This window comes from Sphingomonas sp. LY54 (assembly GCF_035594035.1).
Taxonomy (GTDB): domain Bacteria; phylum Pseudomonadota; class Alphaproteobacteria; order Sphingomonadales; family Sphingomonadaceae; genus Allosphingosinicella.
The window spans coordinates 995,340-1,008,665 of record NZ_CP141588.1 but is presented as its reverse complement, the minus strand read 5'-3'; the positions used below and the strand labels follow the sequence as shown (position 1 = coordinate 1,008,665).

The following is a 13,326-nucleotide window of genomic DNA, read 5'->3' as shown; positions in this document are numbered from 1 at the left end:
TAGCATGCGGCCGGTAAAGGGGGGCTTAAGCTTCAGCCTAATTTTGGGCTTGGGCGCCGGCACCCTCTTCGATAAGGGTGTCGATAAATTTGCTCATCCCAGAGGAAGAAATGGCTACCGAACCCGAAAATGCGATGGACTATAAGCACCACGAGAAGAGCTATTCGCTTTTCGCGGCGATCATGAAGTGGGGAACGATCGTGAGCGTGGTCACCACCGCCATAGTCGTTCTGCTGATTTCGAACTGACGAGGGGCCGCGGGGGGGTGAAAATCGCGGTTCTCAAGGAAATGGCGGAGGGCGAACGGCGCGTTGCCGCCACGCCCGAAACCGTCAAGAAATTCATCGCCCTGGGCGCCGAGATGGCGGTCGAGCGCGGCGCGGGCGAAAGCGCTGCCATATCCGACGCGGACTATGAGGCCGCGGGCGCCGTCGTCGGCGACCGCGCGAGCGTGCTGAGCGGCGCCGACGCTGTGCTCGCCGTGCAGGGCCCCGATCCGAGCGGGCTCGACGGCATTCAATCGGGCGCGCTGGTCGTCGCCGCTCTCAATCCGTTCGGCGACCGGGCGCGCATCGATTCCTATGCGGCCGCAGGCGTAGAAGCGCTGGCAATGGAATTCATGCCGCGGATCACTCGCGCGCAATCGATGGACATCTTGTCCTCGCAGTCGAACCTAGCCGGTTACAAGGCGGTGCTTGATGCGGCCGGCGAATATGGCCGCGCGTTCCCGATGATGATGACGGCGGCCGGCACGATCGCCGCGGCGCGCGTGTTCGTAATGGGAGTCGGCGTCGCCGGCCTGCAGGCTATCGCGACGGCGCGGCGGCTTGGAGCGATCGTCTCGGCCACCGATGTCCGCGCCGCGACCCGGGAGCAGATCGAGAGCCTGGGCGCCAAGGCGATCTTCGTCGAGGATGTCGCCGGAATCGAAGGCGAAGGCGCGGGCGGCTACGCCACCGAAATGTCCGACGAATATAAGCAGGCGCAAGCGGCCCTGGTGTCGAGCCATCTTGCCAAGCAGGACATCGTCATCACCACCGCCCTGATCCCGGGGCGGTCGGCGCCGCGCCTGATTTCCGACGCGCAACTGGCGACGATGCGGGCCGGCAGCGTGATCGTCGACCTCGCCGTCGAGCAGGGCGGCAATGTCGAAGGCGCAGTCGCGGGCGCGATCGTCGAGCGGCACGGCGTCCGCATCGTCGGTCATCGCAACGTACCGTCGCGCCTCGCCGCCGATGCTTCAGCGCTCTACGCGCGCAACTTGTACAATTTCCTCAGCGCCTTCTGGGATCCGGACGCGAAACGGGTCGTGCTGCCCGACGAGGACGAGATCGTCCAGGGCGTTCGGCTCACGCGCAGCGGCCAGGTGGTAAGCGCACGCCTGCTAGGCAACTGATTTCAGGAACAAAGGCGACGCTTCGCGGATTCTTCCAGGCAGTCCATTTCTGGAGGAGTGAGGAGCATGAGCGGCAAGCGCGAGCTGATCGATACCGGCAACGACAAGCGTTATGTGACGCGCGACACGCAAGGCCGGTTCAAGGACGTCACGGACGTCGGCCGGTCGTCGGCGGCCGACCAGCGTCAGCATGCCAAGACCGAAGTCAAATCGGGCTACGGCCACAAAGGCGATCGCAAGGCCTGACGCTTCGGGGCATCGCCGATCCGCACCGGGATAGCCCCTCGACACGGTCTGCGCGACCCGCCACAGTGGGCGCACATCAGTGTCAGGGGGCTCCTGGATGGACTTCGTCTCAATCCTGTCGATTTTCGTGCTGGCGTGTTTCGTCGGCTATTATGTCGTCTGGGCGGTAACGCCGGCCTTGCACACGCCGCTGATGGCGGTGACCAACGCCATTTCCTCGGTCATCATCGTCGGCGCGCTGATCGCTTCGGCCGAAGCGGGCTCGGCCGCCGCCAAGTGGCTGGGGCTGATCGCGGTGGCGATGGCGAGCGTGAATATCTTCGGCGGTTTTGCGGTCACCGAGCGCATGCTTGCCATGTACAAGAAGAAGGAACGCCGCGATGCATGAGGCCGCGGACGTTCCGGCCTGGGTGCCACTCGCTTATCTGATCGCCGGCATCTGCTTCATCCTCGCGCTGCGCGGCCTTTCGAGCCCGGTAAGCAGCCGCCGCGGCAACCGGTTCGGCATGATCGGCATGGGCATCGCAGTGGTCACCACCCTGATCATGCACGATGTGACGAGCCTGCCCGAGATCCTGATCGCGATCGCCATCGGCGGGGCGATCGGCTTCGTCACCGCAAAGCGGATCGCGATGACGGCGATGCCGCAGCTGGTCGCGGCCTTCCACTCGCTGGTCGGCATGGCCGCCGTGCTGGTCGCCGCAGCGGCCTTCCTCAATCCGGGCGCGTTCGGAATCCTCGATGGCGCCGGCGAGATCCTGAAGGTCAGCCGGATCGAGATGGGCCTCGGCGTCGCGATCGGCGCGATTACATTCTCGGGGTCGGTGATCGCGTTCCTGAAGCTCAACGGCAACATGTCCGGCAAGCCGATCATGCTGCCGGGACGGCACGTGATCAATCTCGGGATCCTGGCGGCGATCCTGGGCCTGATCGCCTATTCCGTCACCGACCAGAGCCCCTGGGTGTTCTTCACGGTCACGGCACTGTCCTTCCTGATCGGGTTCCTGCTGATCATCCCGATCGGCGGCGCCGACATGCCCGTCGTCGTGTCGATGCTGAACTCCTATTCCGGTTGGGCTGCCGCGGCGATGGGCTTCACGCTCCAGAATACGGCGATGATCGTCACCGGTGCGCTGGTCGGCTCGTCGGGCGCAATCCTCTCCTACATCATGTGCCGGGCGATGAACCGGAGCTTCATCTCGGTCATCGCCGGTGGCTTTGGCGGCGATGCGGCGATCACGGGCGGCGGATCGGCGCTCGACCGGCCGTACAAGCGCGGATCGGCGGAGGATGCAGCCTTCCTGATGAAGCAAGCCGAGCAGGTCATCATCGTTCCGGGCTACGGCATGGCAGTCGCCCAGGCGCAGCATGCGCTGCGCGAGATGACCGACCTGCTGAGGGAAGAAGGGGTCAAGGTGAGGTTCGCCATCCACCCCGTCGCAGGGCGCATGCCGGGCCACATGAACGTGCTGCTGGCCGAAGCCAACGTCCCCTATGACGAAGTGTTCGAGCTGGAGGACATCAACTCCGAATTTGCCCGAACCGACGTTGCTTTCGTCATTGGCGCCAACGACGTAACCAACCCGTCCGCGAAAACGGACAAGTCGTCGCCCATCTATGGCATGCCCGTGCTCGATGTGGAAAAGGCCAAGACGGTGCTCTTCATCAAACGCTCGATGGGCGGCGCCGGCTATGCAGGGGTCGAGAACGAGCTCTTCTTCCGCGACAATACGATGATGTTGCTCGCCGATGCCAAGAAGATGGTCGAAGAGATCGTAAAATCGCTCGGTTAAGGGATCACCCGGGGTTCAGGTGCGTCGCCCGAATAGCCTAGAGGACGAGCGGATTCGGTTTCTTTCGGGGTGAACGGGCTTTGCGTAAATTGGGATTGATCGGCGGGATGAGCTGGGTCTCGACCGCCATGTATTACGAGCAGATCAACAAGGGCGTGGCGCGGCGGCTCGGAGGGCTGAACTCGGCGCCCCTGATCATCGACAGCCTCGATTTCGCACCCGTCGCCAAGTTGCAGCATGACGGCGAATGGGACGCGCTCGCCGAGGTGCTGATCGCATCGGCACGTCGGCTCGAGCAGGCCGGGGCCGAGGGCCTGATCATCGGCTCCAACACGATGCACAAGCCGTTCGAGCGCGTGTCCGAGGCGGTGGGCGTGCCGATCCTCCACATTGGCGACGTGACCGCGGCGCGGCTGACCAAGGATGGCGTGCGGCGGGCCGGCCTGCTGGGGACGCGCTTCACGATGTCGGAGCCTTTCTATCGCGAGCGGATCGAGGCGCACGGTATCGCCGTCACGCCGCCGGCGCCGGCCGAAGCCCGCGAGATCGATCGCATCATCTATGAGGAACTGACCCGGGGACAGGTGACGCGGACGTCGCAGCGCGCGCTCAAGACCTGCCTCACCCATATGAGCCAGGCGCGGCAGCAAGCGGTGATCCTCGGCTGCACCGAGCTGGTCATGCTGGTTGATACCGGCGCCAACGTGCTGCCGGTCTACGACACGACGGCGCTTCACTGCCAGGCAGCGGTCGAATGGATCCTCGCGGAAGACGCTCCGGGCGCGACGCAGGCCGAAAAGGTGGCAAGCGCCGCCTGATCAGCGGACGAGACGCCCGGCATAACGGCGCGGCTGATCCGCCTGCGCGGTGCCGGGAGGCAGCAGGCGTACCTTGCGGGTGGCGAAGTCGACCGAGACGCGCTCGAACAATTTGAGGGCGTCCATTCCGAGCAGCAGCGCCGGCTTGTCGGTGAGCTTCAATTTGCGGAACGGGTGCACCTCGGCAAAGGCGATCGGCATGTCGGTGATGTCGACGCCGCCCAGCCGGAGCTTCTTAACCGCAGTATAATCCGCCTGAGTGACGCCTCCAGTGACGCTGAGCAAGCTGATCGGGACAGTGAAGCGCAGCTTGCCCTTCTTGGCGAGCTTGCGACGCAAGGCATTGTTGCCGATCGTGACCTGCGACCCGGTATCAAGGATCACATTCACTTTCTCGCCGTCGACGGCCGCATCGACCAGGATCAGATGACCGAAGCGACTGCGCGCCGTGACCACGATCGTATCCGAGTCCCAGCGTGGCTCGCGCACGCGCGACGGCGAGATCGACATCTCTTGGCGCACGAAATCGAACAGAACCCGCTGAGCCTGCAGGCTGTCCACGCCGAGCATGCCTTCCGCGCCGAGGTGCGCGCGCGCCAGAGCAGGGGCGTGGATATCCCTCACCGTCTTCCTGCTCACTTCCAAGCGGGGGATCAGGACAGTCGGTGTCTCCTGCACCTCCGTCATGCTGTGCAGAATCGTGCTATCGCCGGGGCCAAGGCGGAGCTCGTGGGCAAGCTCGCGAGCGATGACCGTCCGCTCGGCACCCGTGTCGACGATGAACCGGTACGGACCCTTGCCGCCGATGCTGACCGGGACCGTCATCCTTTGGGAGTCGTCGGGCGCATAGCCGAGCACGTCGGCGGCGCTGTCATCGGGTCTCGGCACCGGCTGGGCATGAAGCGGCGCGACGAGCGCCGCCGCGGACGCGAGGAGGCAGAACAACCGTATGCTCATACATTTCCTTCCGCCGTCCGCTCGGATCGCTTGTACGCCTTGTCGGCTAGCTCGCCAAAGCCTTTGGTCGAAGTGCTCGGCACGCTGGTCGAAAGGGCGCTCAGCGCTGGCGGTAAAAATCGGCCAGCCGATCGAGGGCCAAGCCGAGGACGAGCTTGCCGGCGCGCGCCGGCCAGCCGAGCGCGCGCTCGGCATCGCGCATCCCCTCGCCCGCGCAGACGATGCGCCACAGAACATCGCTGAGGCCCGGGCCGACCGCCGCCGTCGCCGCCTCAAAGCGGCGGCGGGCGGCAAGCTGCGCCTCGGTCGGATCGGCGGGGCCCGGAGCCCCGCCACGGCCGCGCGCGAGCGGCGGAGCATCCCAGCGCATCGTGACGCGCGGCGGCAGCTGCGACCGTTCCCAGTCGACGCGCAGATGCTCGCCGGCAGCAAATTGACGCTCGTCGATATGCCCGCGTGCGCGCAGCCAGGCCAACGGGGATTCGGCGAGGTTCACAGTCACCGAGCGGGCGCGGCGCGTGCGAACCGGGCTTGAGCCCCGCTGCTCGCCGTCCTCGGGCAGTGCGCGTTCGGCCAGCAGGCGGTTGCGTTTGGGTGCGGCCATGCTCTTCTCCTGCGACTCGATTCATCTTTGCTATTGCCATTCCGGCCCTTGTGTAGGAAAATGAAATAACCACACGGGTTAGGGGACGGGGCATGATCACGCGTATCCGCGAGGTTCGCCGGGCCAAGAAGATGACGCTGCAGGACGTTGCGGACCGCTGCGAGCCGCCGACCACGCCGCAGACGATCGGGCGGCTGGAGACGGGCACGCGCACCGTCTCGGTGGGATGGCTGAACCGGATTGCACGCGCGCTCGGCGTGGAGGCGGGGGATCTCGTCAAGCTGCCCGATCGCGCCGACATCCCGGTGGCGGCGGTACTCGAACATGACGGTGCGCACGCGCCGCGGCGCGAAGGCGTGGCGATTCCCCCGCAAGCGGAGCCCGGGCTGGTCGCGGTCACGGTGGCTTCCGGGATCGGCGACTATCGCAGCGGCGACGAAATCTGGTGCCATCGCCTGACGCCGGACGAGTTCGGCCGCGCGATGAACCGCGACCTGCTGTTGCCGCGGCCGGCTGGGCGCTTCCTGTTCGGGCGGTTGATCGGGCGCGAAGAGGGCAAGCTTCACGTGCTGCCGCTGGGCGGCGGCCAGCGTCAATTGGTGGTCGCGGATCCGCCCTGGGCCGCAGTGGCCATCCGCCTGATCCGCACGCTCTAGACGGAGCCGCGGCCTAGTGGGCCAATACGAGCGGGATGGGACTGGAATCGAGCAGGTCGCGCGTGGCCCCGCCCAATACGGCCTCGCGCAGGCGCGAATGGCCGTAGGCGCCCATCACCAGGTAACTGGCGTCCAGCGACTCGGCCGCGGCAATCAAGGTGGTCGCGATACCCGGTTCCTGGAGAGGCCATTCGCGCACTTCGGCGCCGATGCCGTGGAACGCGAGATAGTCGCGCGCCTGGCTCGCCGCGAAGTCGTGCTGGCGGCCGTCCACGGTGATCAGATGGACGCTCCGCGCCCGGGCCAGCAGCGGCAAGGCCAGGCGGAGCGCATGCGCGCTTTCGATCGAGCCGTTCCAAGCGACGGCGGCAACGCCGAGCGGGTCGAACGCCCGGGCCTCCATGGGCATGGCGAGCACCGGCGCGCGCACGTGCAGAGCGACGTCCCCCGCCATGCCGGTCGTGCCCCGTTTGCCCTGGTCGTTGCGCGGAGGCAGGCTCACCACGACCACGTCGGCCAAGCGGGTGCGGTCGATGAGGGACTGGACAGGCGCCCCGTCCACGCGCTGCCATTCCCAGGAGAGACCCTCGCGCGGGAGCATCGCTTCGACACGGGAGCGGTGCGCGTCCTCGGCCTCGCGGACCCGCTCGACCACCTCGGGCAGCGCATAGACGCCGCCGAACGGATCGCCGAGTATATAGGAATCATAGGGCGTCGCCTGCAGGCAGACGACATGCCCGTCGTAGGTCCGCGCCAGCGTCAGCGCCGCCTCGAGCCGGGCGGCCGTGCCGCCGTCCTCGTTGGCGTAGAGCAGAATGGATTTCATCGCGCGCCTCCCGGGCAGGGCCCGGGGCGGCAACTCCCGTCTGGAGATCGGCCGCCGGGCTTCGTCACCGTCACACTAACCGTCTTCGCCGCAGCGGAACAGTGCTCCCACCGATCGGAAGAGGCGCGGGAGCCCAATGCGCATCGGGTTCGTTGTCCGGCACCACATTGCGGGAGACGATTCTTGTTCTTTCTCTTTTCCAACCGCCTGGGCTGTCTCGGATCGATCCTGATCTCGGTGGTCGCGACCCTGCTTCTGCTGGCCGTCATGGGCTGGCTATGAGGCGCAATGCGACGGCGCGCCGCCTTGACGGATGCGCCAGACGGCCTAGATAGCCGCATTCCCCATGCGGGCGCTTAGCTCAGTTGGTAGAGCATCTCGTTTACACCGAGAGGGTCGGCGGTTCGAGCCCGTCAGCGCCCACCATCTTCAGATCACCAGCGGCGACAGGCGCTGCACTGCGCGAAGATAGGCGCCCAGGCTGGCGGCAGCCTGGTCCGACAAAGCGATGTAGACGCGGCGGCCGTCCTGCGGATCGGCGCTGCGCACGAACAGGCCGTGCTCACTCATGAGCTTGATCCAGCGCAGGGCCGTGGTCGGCGGCACCGCGGCGGCGATGCAGAGGCTCGAGACGGCGACGCGCTGACCCTCGAGCCGGGCGGCGAGCAGGTCCAGCATCATGTCCCACGCCGGATCGGCGAAGAATTCGCCGTTGAAATAGCGGTCGCGCATCCGGCGCGCGCGCAGCACGGCGCGAATCTCGGCCGGGCCGACCGGGTGGTCGCCTTCCTCGTCTCCGGCGTGGCGAGGTGCCGGCTCGATCGCCTCGGTCTCGGACAGGGTTGCGAGCAGGGAGGCGATCCGACCGATCTCCTCGCTCAACTGCTGGAGCCGGACCGGGCCCTGCTGCCGGCGTATGTCGTGCAGTCGGGCCGGCGGCGCGGCGACGGCGAGGGCAAGGGCGGCGATCCGGTCGTGCGGCAGGGGATCGCAGAGGTGCTGGATGCGCGGATGCGGGGTTCGCGCGGCCACCGCATCGAGCAAGGCGGGGGGCGCGACGACGACGCTGCCGTGGCCGCCGGAGCGCGCGCGGGCCTCCAGCCGATCGAGCAGAGCGTCGAGCGCCGGCCCGGGATCGCGATCCACCTCGACGACGACGGCGTCCAGCCCGGCCTGACGGTCGAGACGCGACACAGCGGCATCGATGGGGGCGACATCGGCTATGCGATAGCCGAGCGCGGCGGCGGCGCTCCGGACGCGCTCGGTGGCCGCGTCCCCGTCGGTCAGCACGAACAGGCTCGGTTGCGCGCTATATTCTATTCCTTGGGCGTGGCTTTCGCTTTCCGCATCCAAGCTAACCCCCTCTGGTCCCCCGCTTTTCGGCCTTTTGATACCATTGCCGAGCAAGAGGCGGGCAAGCGCATCCATATCGGACGCGCCTGCGGGCGGGTTCAGCCGAAGCGGCGCCGCATCTCGGCGGTCCATTCGCGCAGCGGGAATGCCGTCCGGTACGTGTCGATCAATTTGTCGGCGACCGCCGGATGGAACGGCCGGTCGAAATCGAGGCCGACCGCACCGCCCGCGGCCCAGACCACCGTGGCGTACCAGCTTTCGATGCCGGGGAGGCGGAGCCACACGATCGTGCCAGGGGCCAGGCGCTGCCTGGTAAGGATGCGGCAGCCGCGCGCCGACAGGTCGGTGACGGTGACCGGGCCTGAAGGCTTGGCCGGCTCGCGCAGGGAGGCCGCGATCCGCACCGACGCCCGCGGCGTGCTGCGCTGGTAATGACCACCGTAAAGGCGGGTCCCAGGTTGGTGGAGCGGATAGGCGTGCAACGGCATCCCGCCTTAGACAGCGGTCGGCGCGAAGGAGTCGAGACGCCAATTTGGGGCGTCCCGGAACGGATCATCAGCCCGTCCCGCATTAAGGGCGAGACGGGCGCGGTGCGCCTAATGCGCTTCGGGCATGAGGCCGAGCCGGTCGCGGCGCATCCAGCGCAGGATCATCAATATTGAAACCACGGCGAGGCCGAGGGCGAGACCGAGCCAAAGCCCAATGCCGCCCCATTCCAGACCGAAGGCGAGAAAGACCCCGGTGCCGAGACCGATGACCCAATAGCCGACCAGCGCGTAGAGCATCGGCACGGTCGTATCGTGAAGGCCGCGCAGCATGCCGGCGCCGACCGCCTGCGCCCCGTCGACGATCTGGAACAGGGCGGCGACCACGAGGAACGAGACGGCGAGGCCGATCACCTCGGCATTGGCGGGGTCGCTCTCGTCGAGGAAGGCGTTGACCAGGAGGTGGGGGATAGCGACGAGGATGAGCGCCATCACCACCATGAAGGCCTCGCCGATCGCGAAGCTGGTCCAGCCGGCGCGGGCGATGCCGGCGCGGTCGCCGCGGCCGAAGGCGAGGCCGACACGCACCGTCACCGCCTGGGCGAGGCCGAGCGGGATCATGAAGGACAAAGCCGCGATCTGGATCGCGATCGCGTGGGCGGCGAGCGCTTCGGTCGAGATCAGGCCCATCAGGAAGACCGCCGCGTTGAAGATCGTGACCTCGAGGGTGAGCGTGACGGCGATGGGGAGGCCGAGCTTCCAGATCGCCGCGAAGCGAGACCAGTCGGCACGCCAGAAGCGCCCGAACAGGCGGTAGCGCCGGAACTGCTCGTGGCGGGTGACCACGATCGCCATGCCGACGAACATCAGCAGGTTCGACAGCGCGCTGCCGATGCCGGCCCCGAGCAGCCCGAGCTGGGGAAGGCCGAAATGGCCGAAGATCAGACCGTAATTGACGATCGCATTGAACAGGACCCCGCCGCCGCCGATGACGAGCGACCAGAGCGGTCGCTCGAGCGCGGACACGAAGCTGCGCAGGATCAGGAAGAAGAAATAGGGGAGGAGCCCCCATTGGAGCGCCCGCACGAAGCCGCCGGCATCCGCAGCCAGCCCCGGCTCCTGCCCGAAGAAGAGCAGGATATGCTCGGCCTGCCAGAGCAAAACCCAGAAGGGAACGGCGATGGCGACGGCGGCCCACATCGCCTGGCGAACGGTGCGGCGGACTTCACGGACGCTGTGGCGATGGCGGCCGAGCTGGCGCGCCATCATCGGCGCGGAGGCCGTGACGAGACCCGTGCCGAAGATCAGCACGGCGTTGAACAGATTGACGCCGAGTGCCCCGGCCGCGAGCGAGCGTGAGCCGACCCAGCCGAGCAGAACCACATCGGTCGCGTGGATCGCGGCCTGGGCGAGATTGGTCAGGATCAGCGGATAGGCGAGCAGCATTGTCGCGCGAATCTCTTCGCGCCAGAGAGCAGACGATGAGGGGCGCTCGTGCATAGGCTGCGCCCGTTAGAGCAAGTGGAACGCGAGCCCAACCGCATTCACACGGACCAGCTTGAGTTCGTTCCATCACCGGAATATAGAAGTTGCATAAAGAAACCTATTTAGGGGTCCGGGGAATGATCGTTTACGGCTCGTCCATCTCGCCTTTCGTGCGCAAGGTGCTGGCATTCGGAGCGGAAAAGGGGCTCGAGCTGGAATCGCGGCCGCTGCCTCTGGGCTCGGACGACCCGGAGTTCCTAGAGGCCAGCCCGTTCAAGAAGATCCCCGCCTTCCGCGACGGCGACTTCGGCATTTCGGATTCGAGCGCGATCATCACCTATCTCGACGCGATCATGCCGGAGCCTAACCTCATCCCGCTGGAGGCCAAGGCGCGGGCCCGGACCATCTGGTATGACGAATTCGCCGACACGATCCTGGCCGGCTGCGGGACCAAGATGTTCTTCAATCGCGTCGTCGCGCCCCGCTTCATGAAACGGGACGGCGATCTGGCGACCGCCGACAAGGCCGAGCGCGAGGAACTGCCGCCGATCCTGGATTATCTGGAGCGCATCATTCCGGACAGCGGCTGGCTGATCGAGGATCGCCTGACATTGGCGGACATCGCGGTCGCCAGTCCGTTCGTGAACCTGCAGCATCTGGGCGTGGCGTGGGCGGATGGACGGCCCAAGCTCGCCGCTTATGTCGAGGCGATGCTGGCCCGCGACAGCTTCCGGAGCTGGGTGGAGCGCGAGACGGCCTTCCTGGCGCGAACCGCCTAAAGCGGCCACACCGCCAGGATGAGCGGCACGCCGACCAGGATGACGAGCACCGAAAGCGGCGCGCCAAGGCGGGCATAGTCGCCGAAGCGATAGCCGCCCGGCCCCATGACCAACGTGTTGCACTGGTGGCCGATCGGCGTGAGGAAGTCGCTGCCGGCGCCTACCGCGACGGCCATCAGGAAGGCCTCGGGCCGGTAGCCGAGATCATTGGCGAAAAGCGCGGCGATCGGCGCCATGACGAGCACCGTGGCGGCGTTGTTGAGGAACGGCGTCACCGCCATCGCAGCAATCATGATCAGGGCGACGGCGCCCCAGGCCGGGAGGCTAGTGGCGGTCGCCGACAGCCAGCCGGCGATGAGATCGGTGCCGCCGGTGGTGCGCAGGGCGTCGCTGACCGGGATCAGCGCACCGATCATGATCAGGATCGGCCATTCGACATGGGCATAGGCCTCCCGCGCCGGGAGCGAACCGGTGAGCATGACGAGCGCTGCCGCGCCGAAGAAGGCGACGCCGACTGGAACCCAGCCGATCGCGGTCAGGACCATCGCGCCGCCGAGGATGGCCAACGGCACGAGGCCGCGGCGGGCACTGCCGAGACGGATGTTGCGTTGGACCAGCGGCAGGCAGCCCATTTCCTGTAGGCGCAGGGGCAAGGTGCTGAGCGGACCTTGCAGCACGATGACGTCGCCCGGGCAGAGCTCCAGATCCCGCAGCCGCTTCGTCAGCCGCTCGCCGCGGCGCGACACGGCGAGCAAATTGACGCCGTGACGGTCGTGGAGAGCAACCCGGCTGGCGGCGTCGCCGACCAAGACGGAGTCGGTGCCGATCACGGCCTCGATGACGCCGACGTCCGATGGCGACTTCTCGCGGGACGCGGAGCGTTGCTGGCCCTCCAGTCTCAGTCCGGCCGTGGCGATGGCCCGCTCGAGCGCTTCGGGCTCGCCTTCCAGGATCAGCACGTCGCCGGCGCTCAGGACCGCATCGGGCAGCGGCCGGATCCGGCGGCGTTCGCCGCGGTGGAGGCCCGTCACTTCCACTTCGTTCTCGGTCAGCTGCTTGAAGGCGACGACGCTGATCCCGTCGGCAGGACTGTTGGCAGGGATGCGGGCGTCGGTCGTGTAGTCGTCAATCATAAGTGCCTCACCCAAGGTGGGCGCAGCGCGGCGGTTGGTCGGCAGGAGGCGGTAGCCGAAGCGGAGGAAGACTAGCCCGGTCAGGGCAATTCCGAGACCGACCGGCGTGTAGTCGAACATACTGAAAGGTTGACCGGTCATTTCCTCGCGCACGCGGCTGACGATGATGTTGGGCGAGGTGCCTACCAAAGTGATGAGTCCGCCGAGCAGCGAGCCGAACGACATCGGCATCAGCAGGCAGGAGGGCGAGGTGTTGGAGCGCTTCGCCATCTGGAAGGCGGCCGGCATCAGCATCGCGAGCGCGCCGATATTTTTGACGAGGGCGGACAGCAACGTGACGGATCCGACGAGGATCGTGAGCTGCGACCCCATGCTGGAGAAGCGGCCGGCGACGCGCTGGATGACGGCTTCGACGATCCCCGAGCGAGCGACCGCCGCGCTTATGATGAGCGCCGAGCCGACGATGATCACGATATCGTCGCTGAAGCCGGTGAAGGCCTTGTCTGCCGGGACGATGCCAAGGACCAGCGCCGCGAGCAGCGCCAGCACCGCGACCATATCGTAGCGGATCCGCCCCCAGATGAAGAGCAGCATCATGCCCGCGAGAACCGCAAAAGCGAGCATCTGGTCGATCGTCATTCAGTCCCCCTTGTCGCGGGGCATCAACGCGGATCGGATCGGAGCGCCGCACGGCGCGCGAAAAAATCCTGGCCGGGCAGCTTCATCGCGTGCCGCGCGGCTTTCGTCGAGGATCACGTCCTCGTCGAAACCATGACCGCAGCCGTCGAACAAAGA

The 13,326-nt window shown here is 66.8% G+C and carries 15 protein-coding genes and 1 tRNA gene; 9 read left to right on the top strand and 7 right to left on the bottom strand.

The genetic code is table 11. The annotated features are described in order from the left end of the window. The first annotated feature begins 110 nt into the window (after positions 1-110). From SH591_RS05160 to SH591_RS05135, 6 genes are all read left to right on the top strand, one after another. The gene (locus tag SH591_RS05160; RefSeq protein WP_322831862.1) at positions 111-248 is read left to right on the top strand and encodes an aa3-type cytochrome c oxidase subunit IV; all 138 of its coding nucleotides are present in this window, start codon (positions 111-113) and stop codon (positions 246-248) included. Between the two features lie 17 nt (positions 249-265). After that, positions 266-1,396 carry an NAD(P) transhydrogenase subunit alpha gene (locus SH591_RS05155; protein WP_324750811.1) on the top strand — a complete coding sequence of 377 codons (1,131 nt, stop codon included), beginning with the start codon at positions 266-268 and terminating at the stop codon, positions 1,394-1,396. A gap of 66 nt (positions 1,397-1,462) precedes the next feature. After that, on the top strand, positions 1,463-1,642 hold the full coding sequence (locus tag SH591_RS05150; protein WP_324750810.1) for a hypothetical protein: 180 nt from the start codon (positions 1,463-1,465) through the stop codon (positions 1,640-1,642). A 97-nt stretch (positions 1,643-1,739) separates the two neighbouring features. Then, positions 1,740-2,030 carry an NAD(P) transhydrogenase subunit alpha part 2 gene (locus tag SH591_RS05145; protein WP_322831859.1) on the top strand — a complete coding sequence of 97 codons (291 nt, stop codon included), beginning with the start codon at positions 1,740-1,742 and terminating at the stop codon, positions 2,028-2,030. Next, positions 2,023-3,435, top strand: coding sequence for an NAD(P)(+) transhydrogenase (Re/Si-specific) subunit beta (locus SH591_RS05140; protein ID WP_324750809.1), 1,413 nt, complete (start codon positions 2,023-2,025; stop codon positions 3,433-3,435). Before SH591_RS05145 ends, SH591_RS05140 begins: the two co-directional genes overlap by 8 nt. Positions 3,436-3,515: 80 nt before the next feature. Next, complete coding sequence (locus SH591_RS05135; RefSeq protein WP_324750808.1) at positions 3,516-4,253, top strand: aspartate/glutamate racemase family protein; 738 nt, start codon at positions 3,516-3,518, stop codon at positions 4,251-4,253. Here the strand turns inward: SH591_RS05135 and SH591_RS05130 are convergent, their stop codons facing one another. Both SH591_RS05130 and SH591_RS05125 read right to left on the bottom strand, forming a co-directional pair. After that, positions 4,254-5,210, bottom strand: a complete 957-nt coding sequence (locus tag SH591_RS05130) for a retroviral-like aspartic protease family protein (RefSeq protein ID WP_324750807.1) — start codon at positions 5,208-5,210, stop codon at positions 4,254-4,256. It abuts the gene before it with no gap. A 100-nt stretch (positions 5,211-5,310) separates the two neighbouring features. After that, entirely contained in the window at positions 5,311-5,814 is a 504-nt protein-coding gene (locus SH591_RS05125) for a DUF6456 domain-containing protein (protein ID WP_324750806.1), read from the bottom strand. A gap of 92 nt (positions 5,815-5,906) precedes the next feature. On the opposite strand from SH591_RS05125, the gene SH591_RS05120 reads away from it, so the two are divergent. Beyond that, complete coding sequence (locus SH591_RS05120) at positions 5,907-6,470, top strand: helix-turn-helix domain-containing protein (RefSeq protein WP_322831854.1); 564 nt, start codon at positions 5,907-5,909, stop codon at positions 6,468-6,470. Between the two features lie 13 nt (positions 6,471-6,483). Here SH591_RS05120 and SH591_RS05115 read toward each other — a convergent pair whose 3' ends face one another. Beyond that, on the bottom strand, positions 6,484-7,296 hold the full coding sequence (locus SH591_RS05115; RefSeq protein ID WP_324750805.1) for a universal stress protein: 813 nt from the start codon (positions 7,294-7,296) through the stop codon (positions 6,484-6,486). 350 nt (positions 7,297-7,646) lie between these two features. Between SH591_RS05115 and SH591_RS05110 the strand changes: the two genes are divergently transcribed. Next, a tRNA-Val gene (locus tag SH591_RS05110) sits at positions 7,647-7,722 on the top strand. A gap of 3 nt (positions 7,723-7,725) precedes the next feature. Here the strand turns inward: SH591_RS05110 and SH591_RS05105 are convergent. From SH591_RS05105 to SH591_RS05095, 3 genes are all read right to left on the bottom strand, one after another. Next, positions 7,726-8,649 carry a MarR family transcriptional regulator gene (locus tag SH591_RS05105; RefSeq protein ID WP_324750804.1) on the bottom strand — a complete coding sequence of 308 codons (924 nt, stop codon included), beginning with the start codon at positions 8,647-8,649 and terminating at the stop codon, positions 7,726-7,728. A 98-nt stretch (positions 8,650-8,747) separates the two neighbouring features. Further along, positions 8,748-9,137 carry a PilZ domain-containing protein gene (locus tag SH591_RS05100; RefSeq protein ID WP_324750803.1) on the bottom strand — a complete coding sequence of 130 codons (390 nt, stop codon included), beginning with the start codon at positions 9,135-9,137 and terminating at the stop codon, positions 8,748-8,750. Positions 9,138-9,245: 108 nt separating this feature from the next. Next, on the bottom strand, positions 9,246-10,580 hold the full coding sequence (locus SH591_RS05095; RefSeq protein WP_324750802.1) for an MATE family efflux transporter: 1,335 nt from the start codon (positions 10,578-10,580) through the stop codon (positions 9,246-9,248). Between the two features lie 176 nt (positions 10,581-10,756). Between SH591_RS05095 and SH591_RS05090 the strand changes: the two genes are divergently transcribed. After that, a complete protein-coding gene (locus SH591_RS05090; protein ID WP_324750801.1) occupies positions 10,757-11,398 on the top strand; it encodes a glutathione S-transferase family protein in 642 nt (213 codons plus the stop codon). Here the strand turns inward: SH591_RS05090 and SH591_RS05085 are convergent. After that, positions 11,395-13,170, bottom strand: a complete 1,776-nt coding sequence (locus SH591_RS05085) for an SLC13 family permease (RefSeq protein WP_324750800.1) — start codon at positions 13,168-13,170, stop codon at positions 11,395-11,397. The two genes, SH591_RS05090 and SH591_RS05085, sit on opposite strands and share 4 nt — an antisense overlap. Between the last annotated feature and the right edge of the window lie 156 nt (positions 13,171-13,326).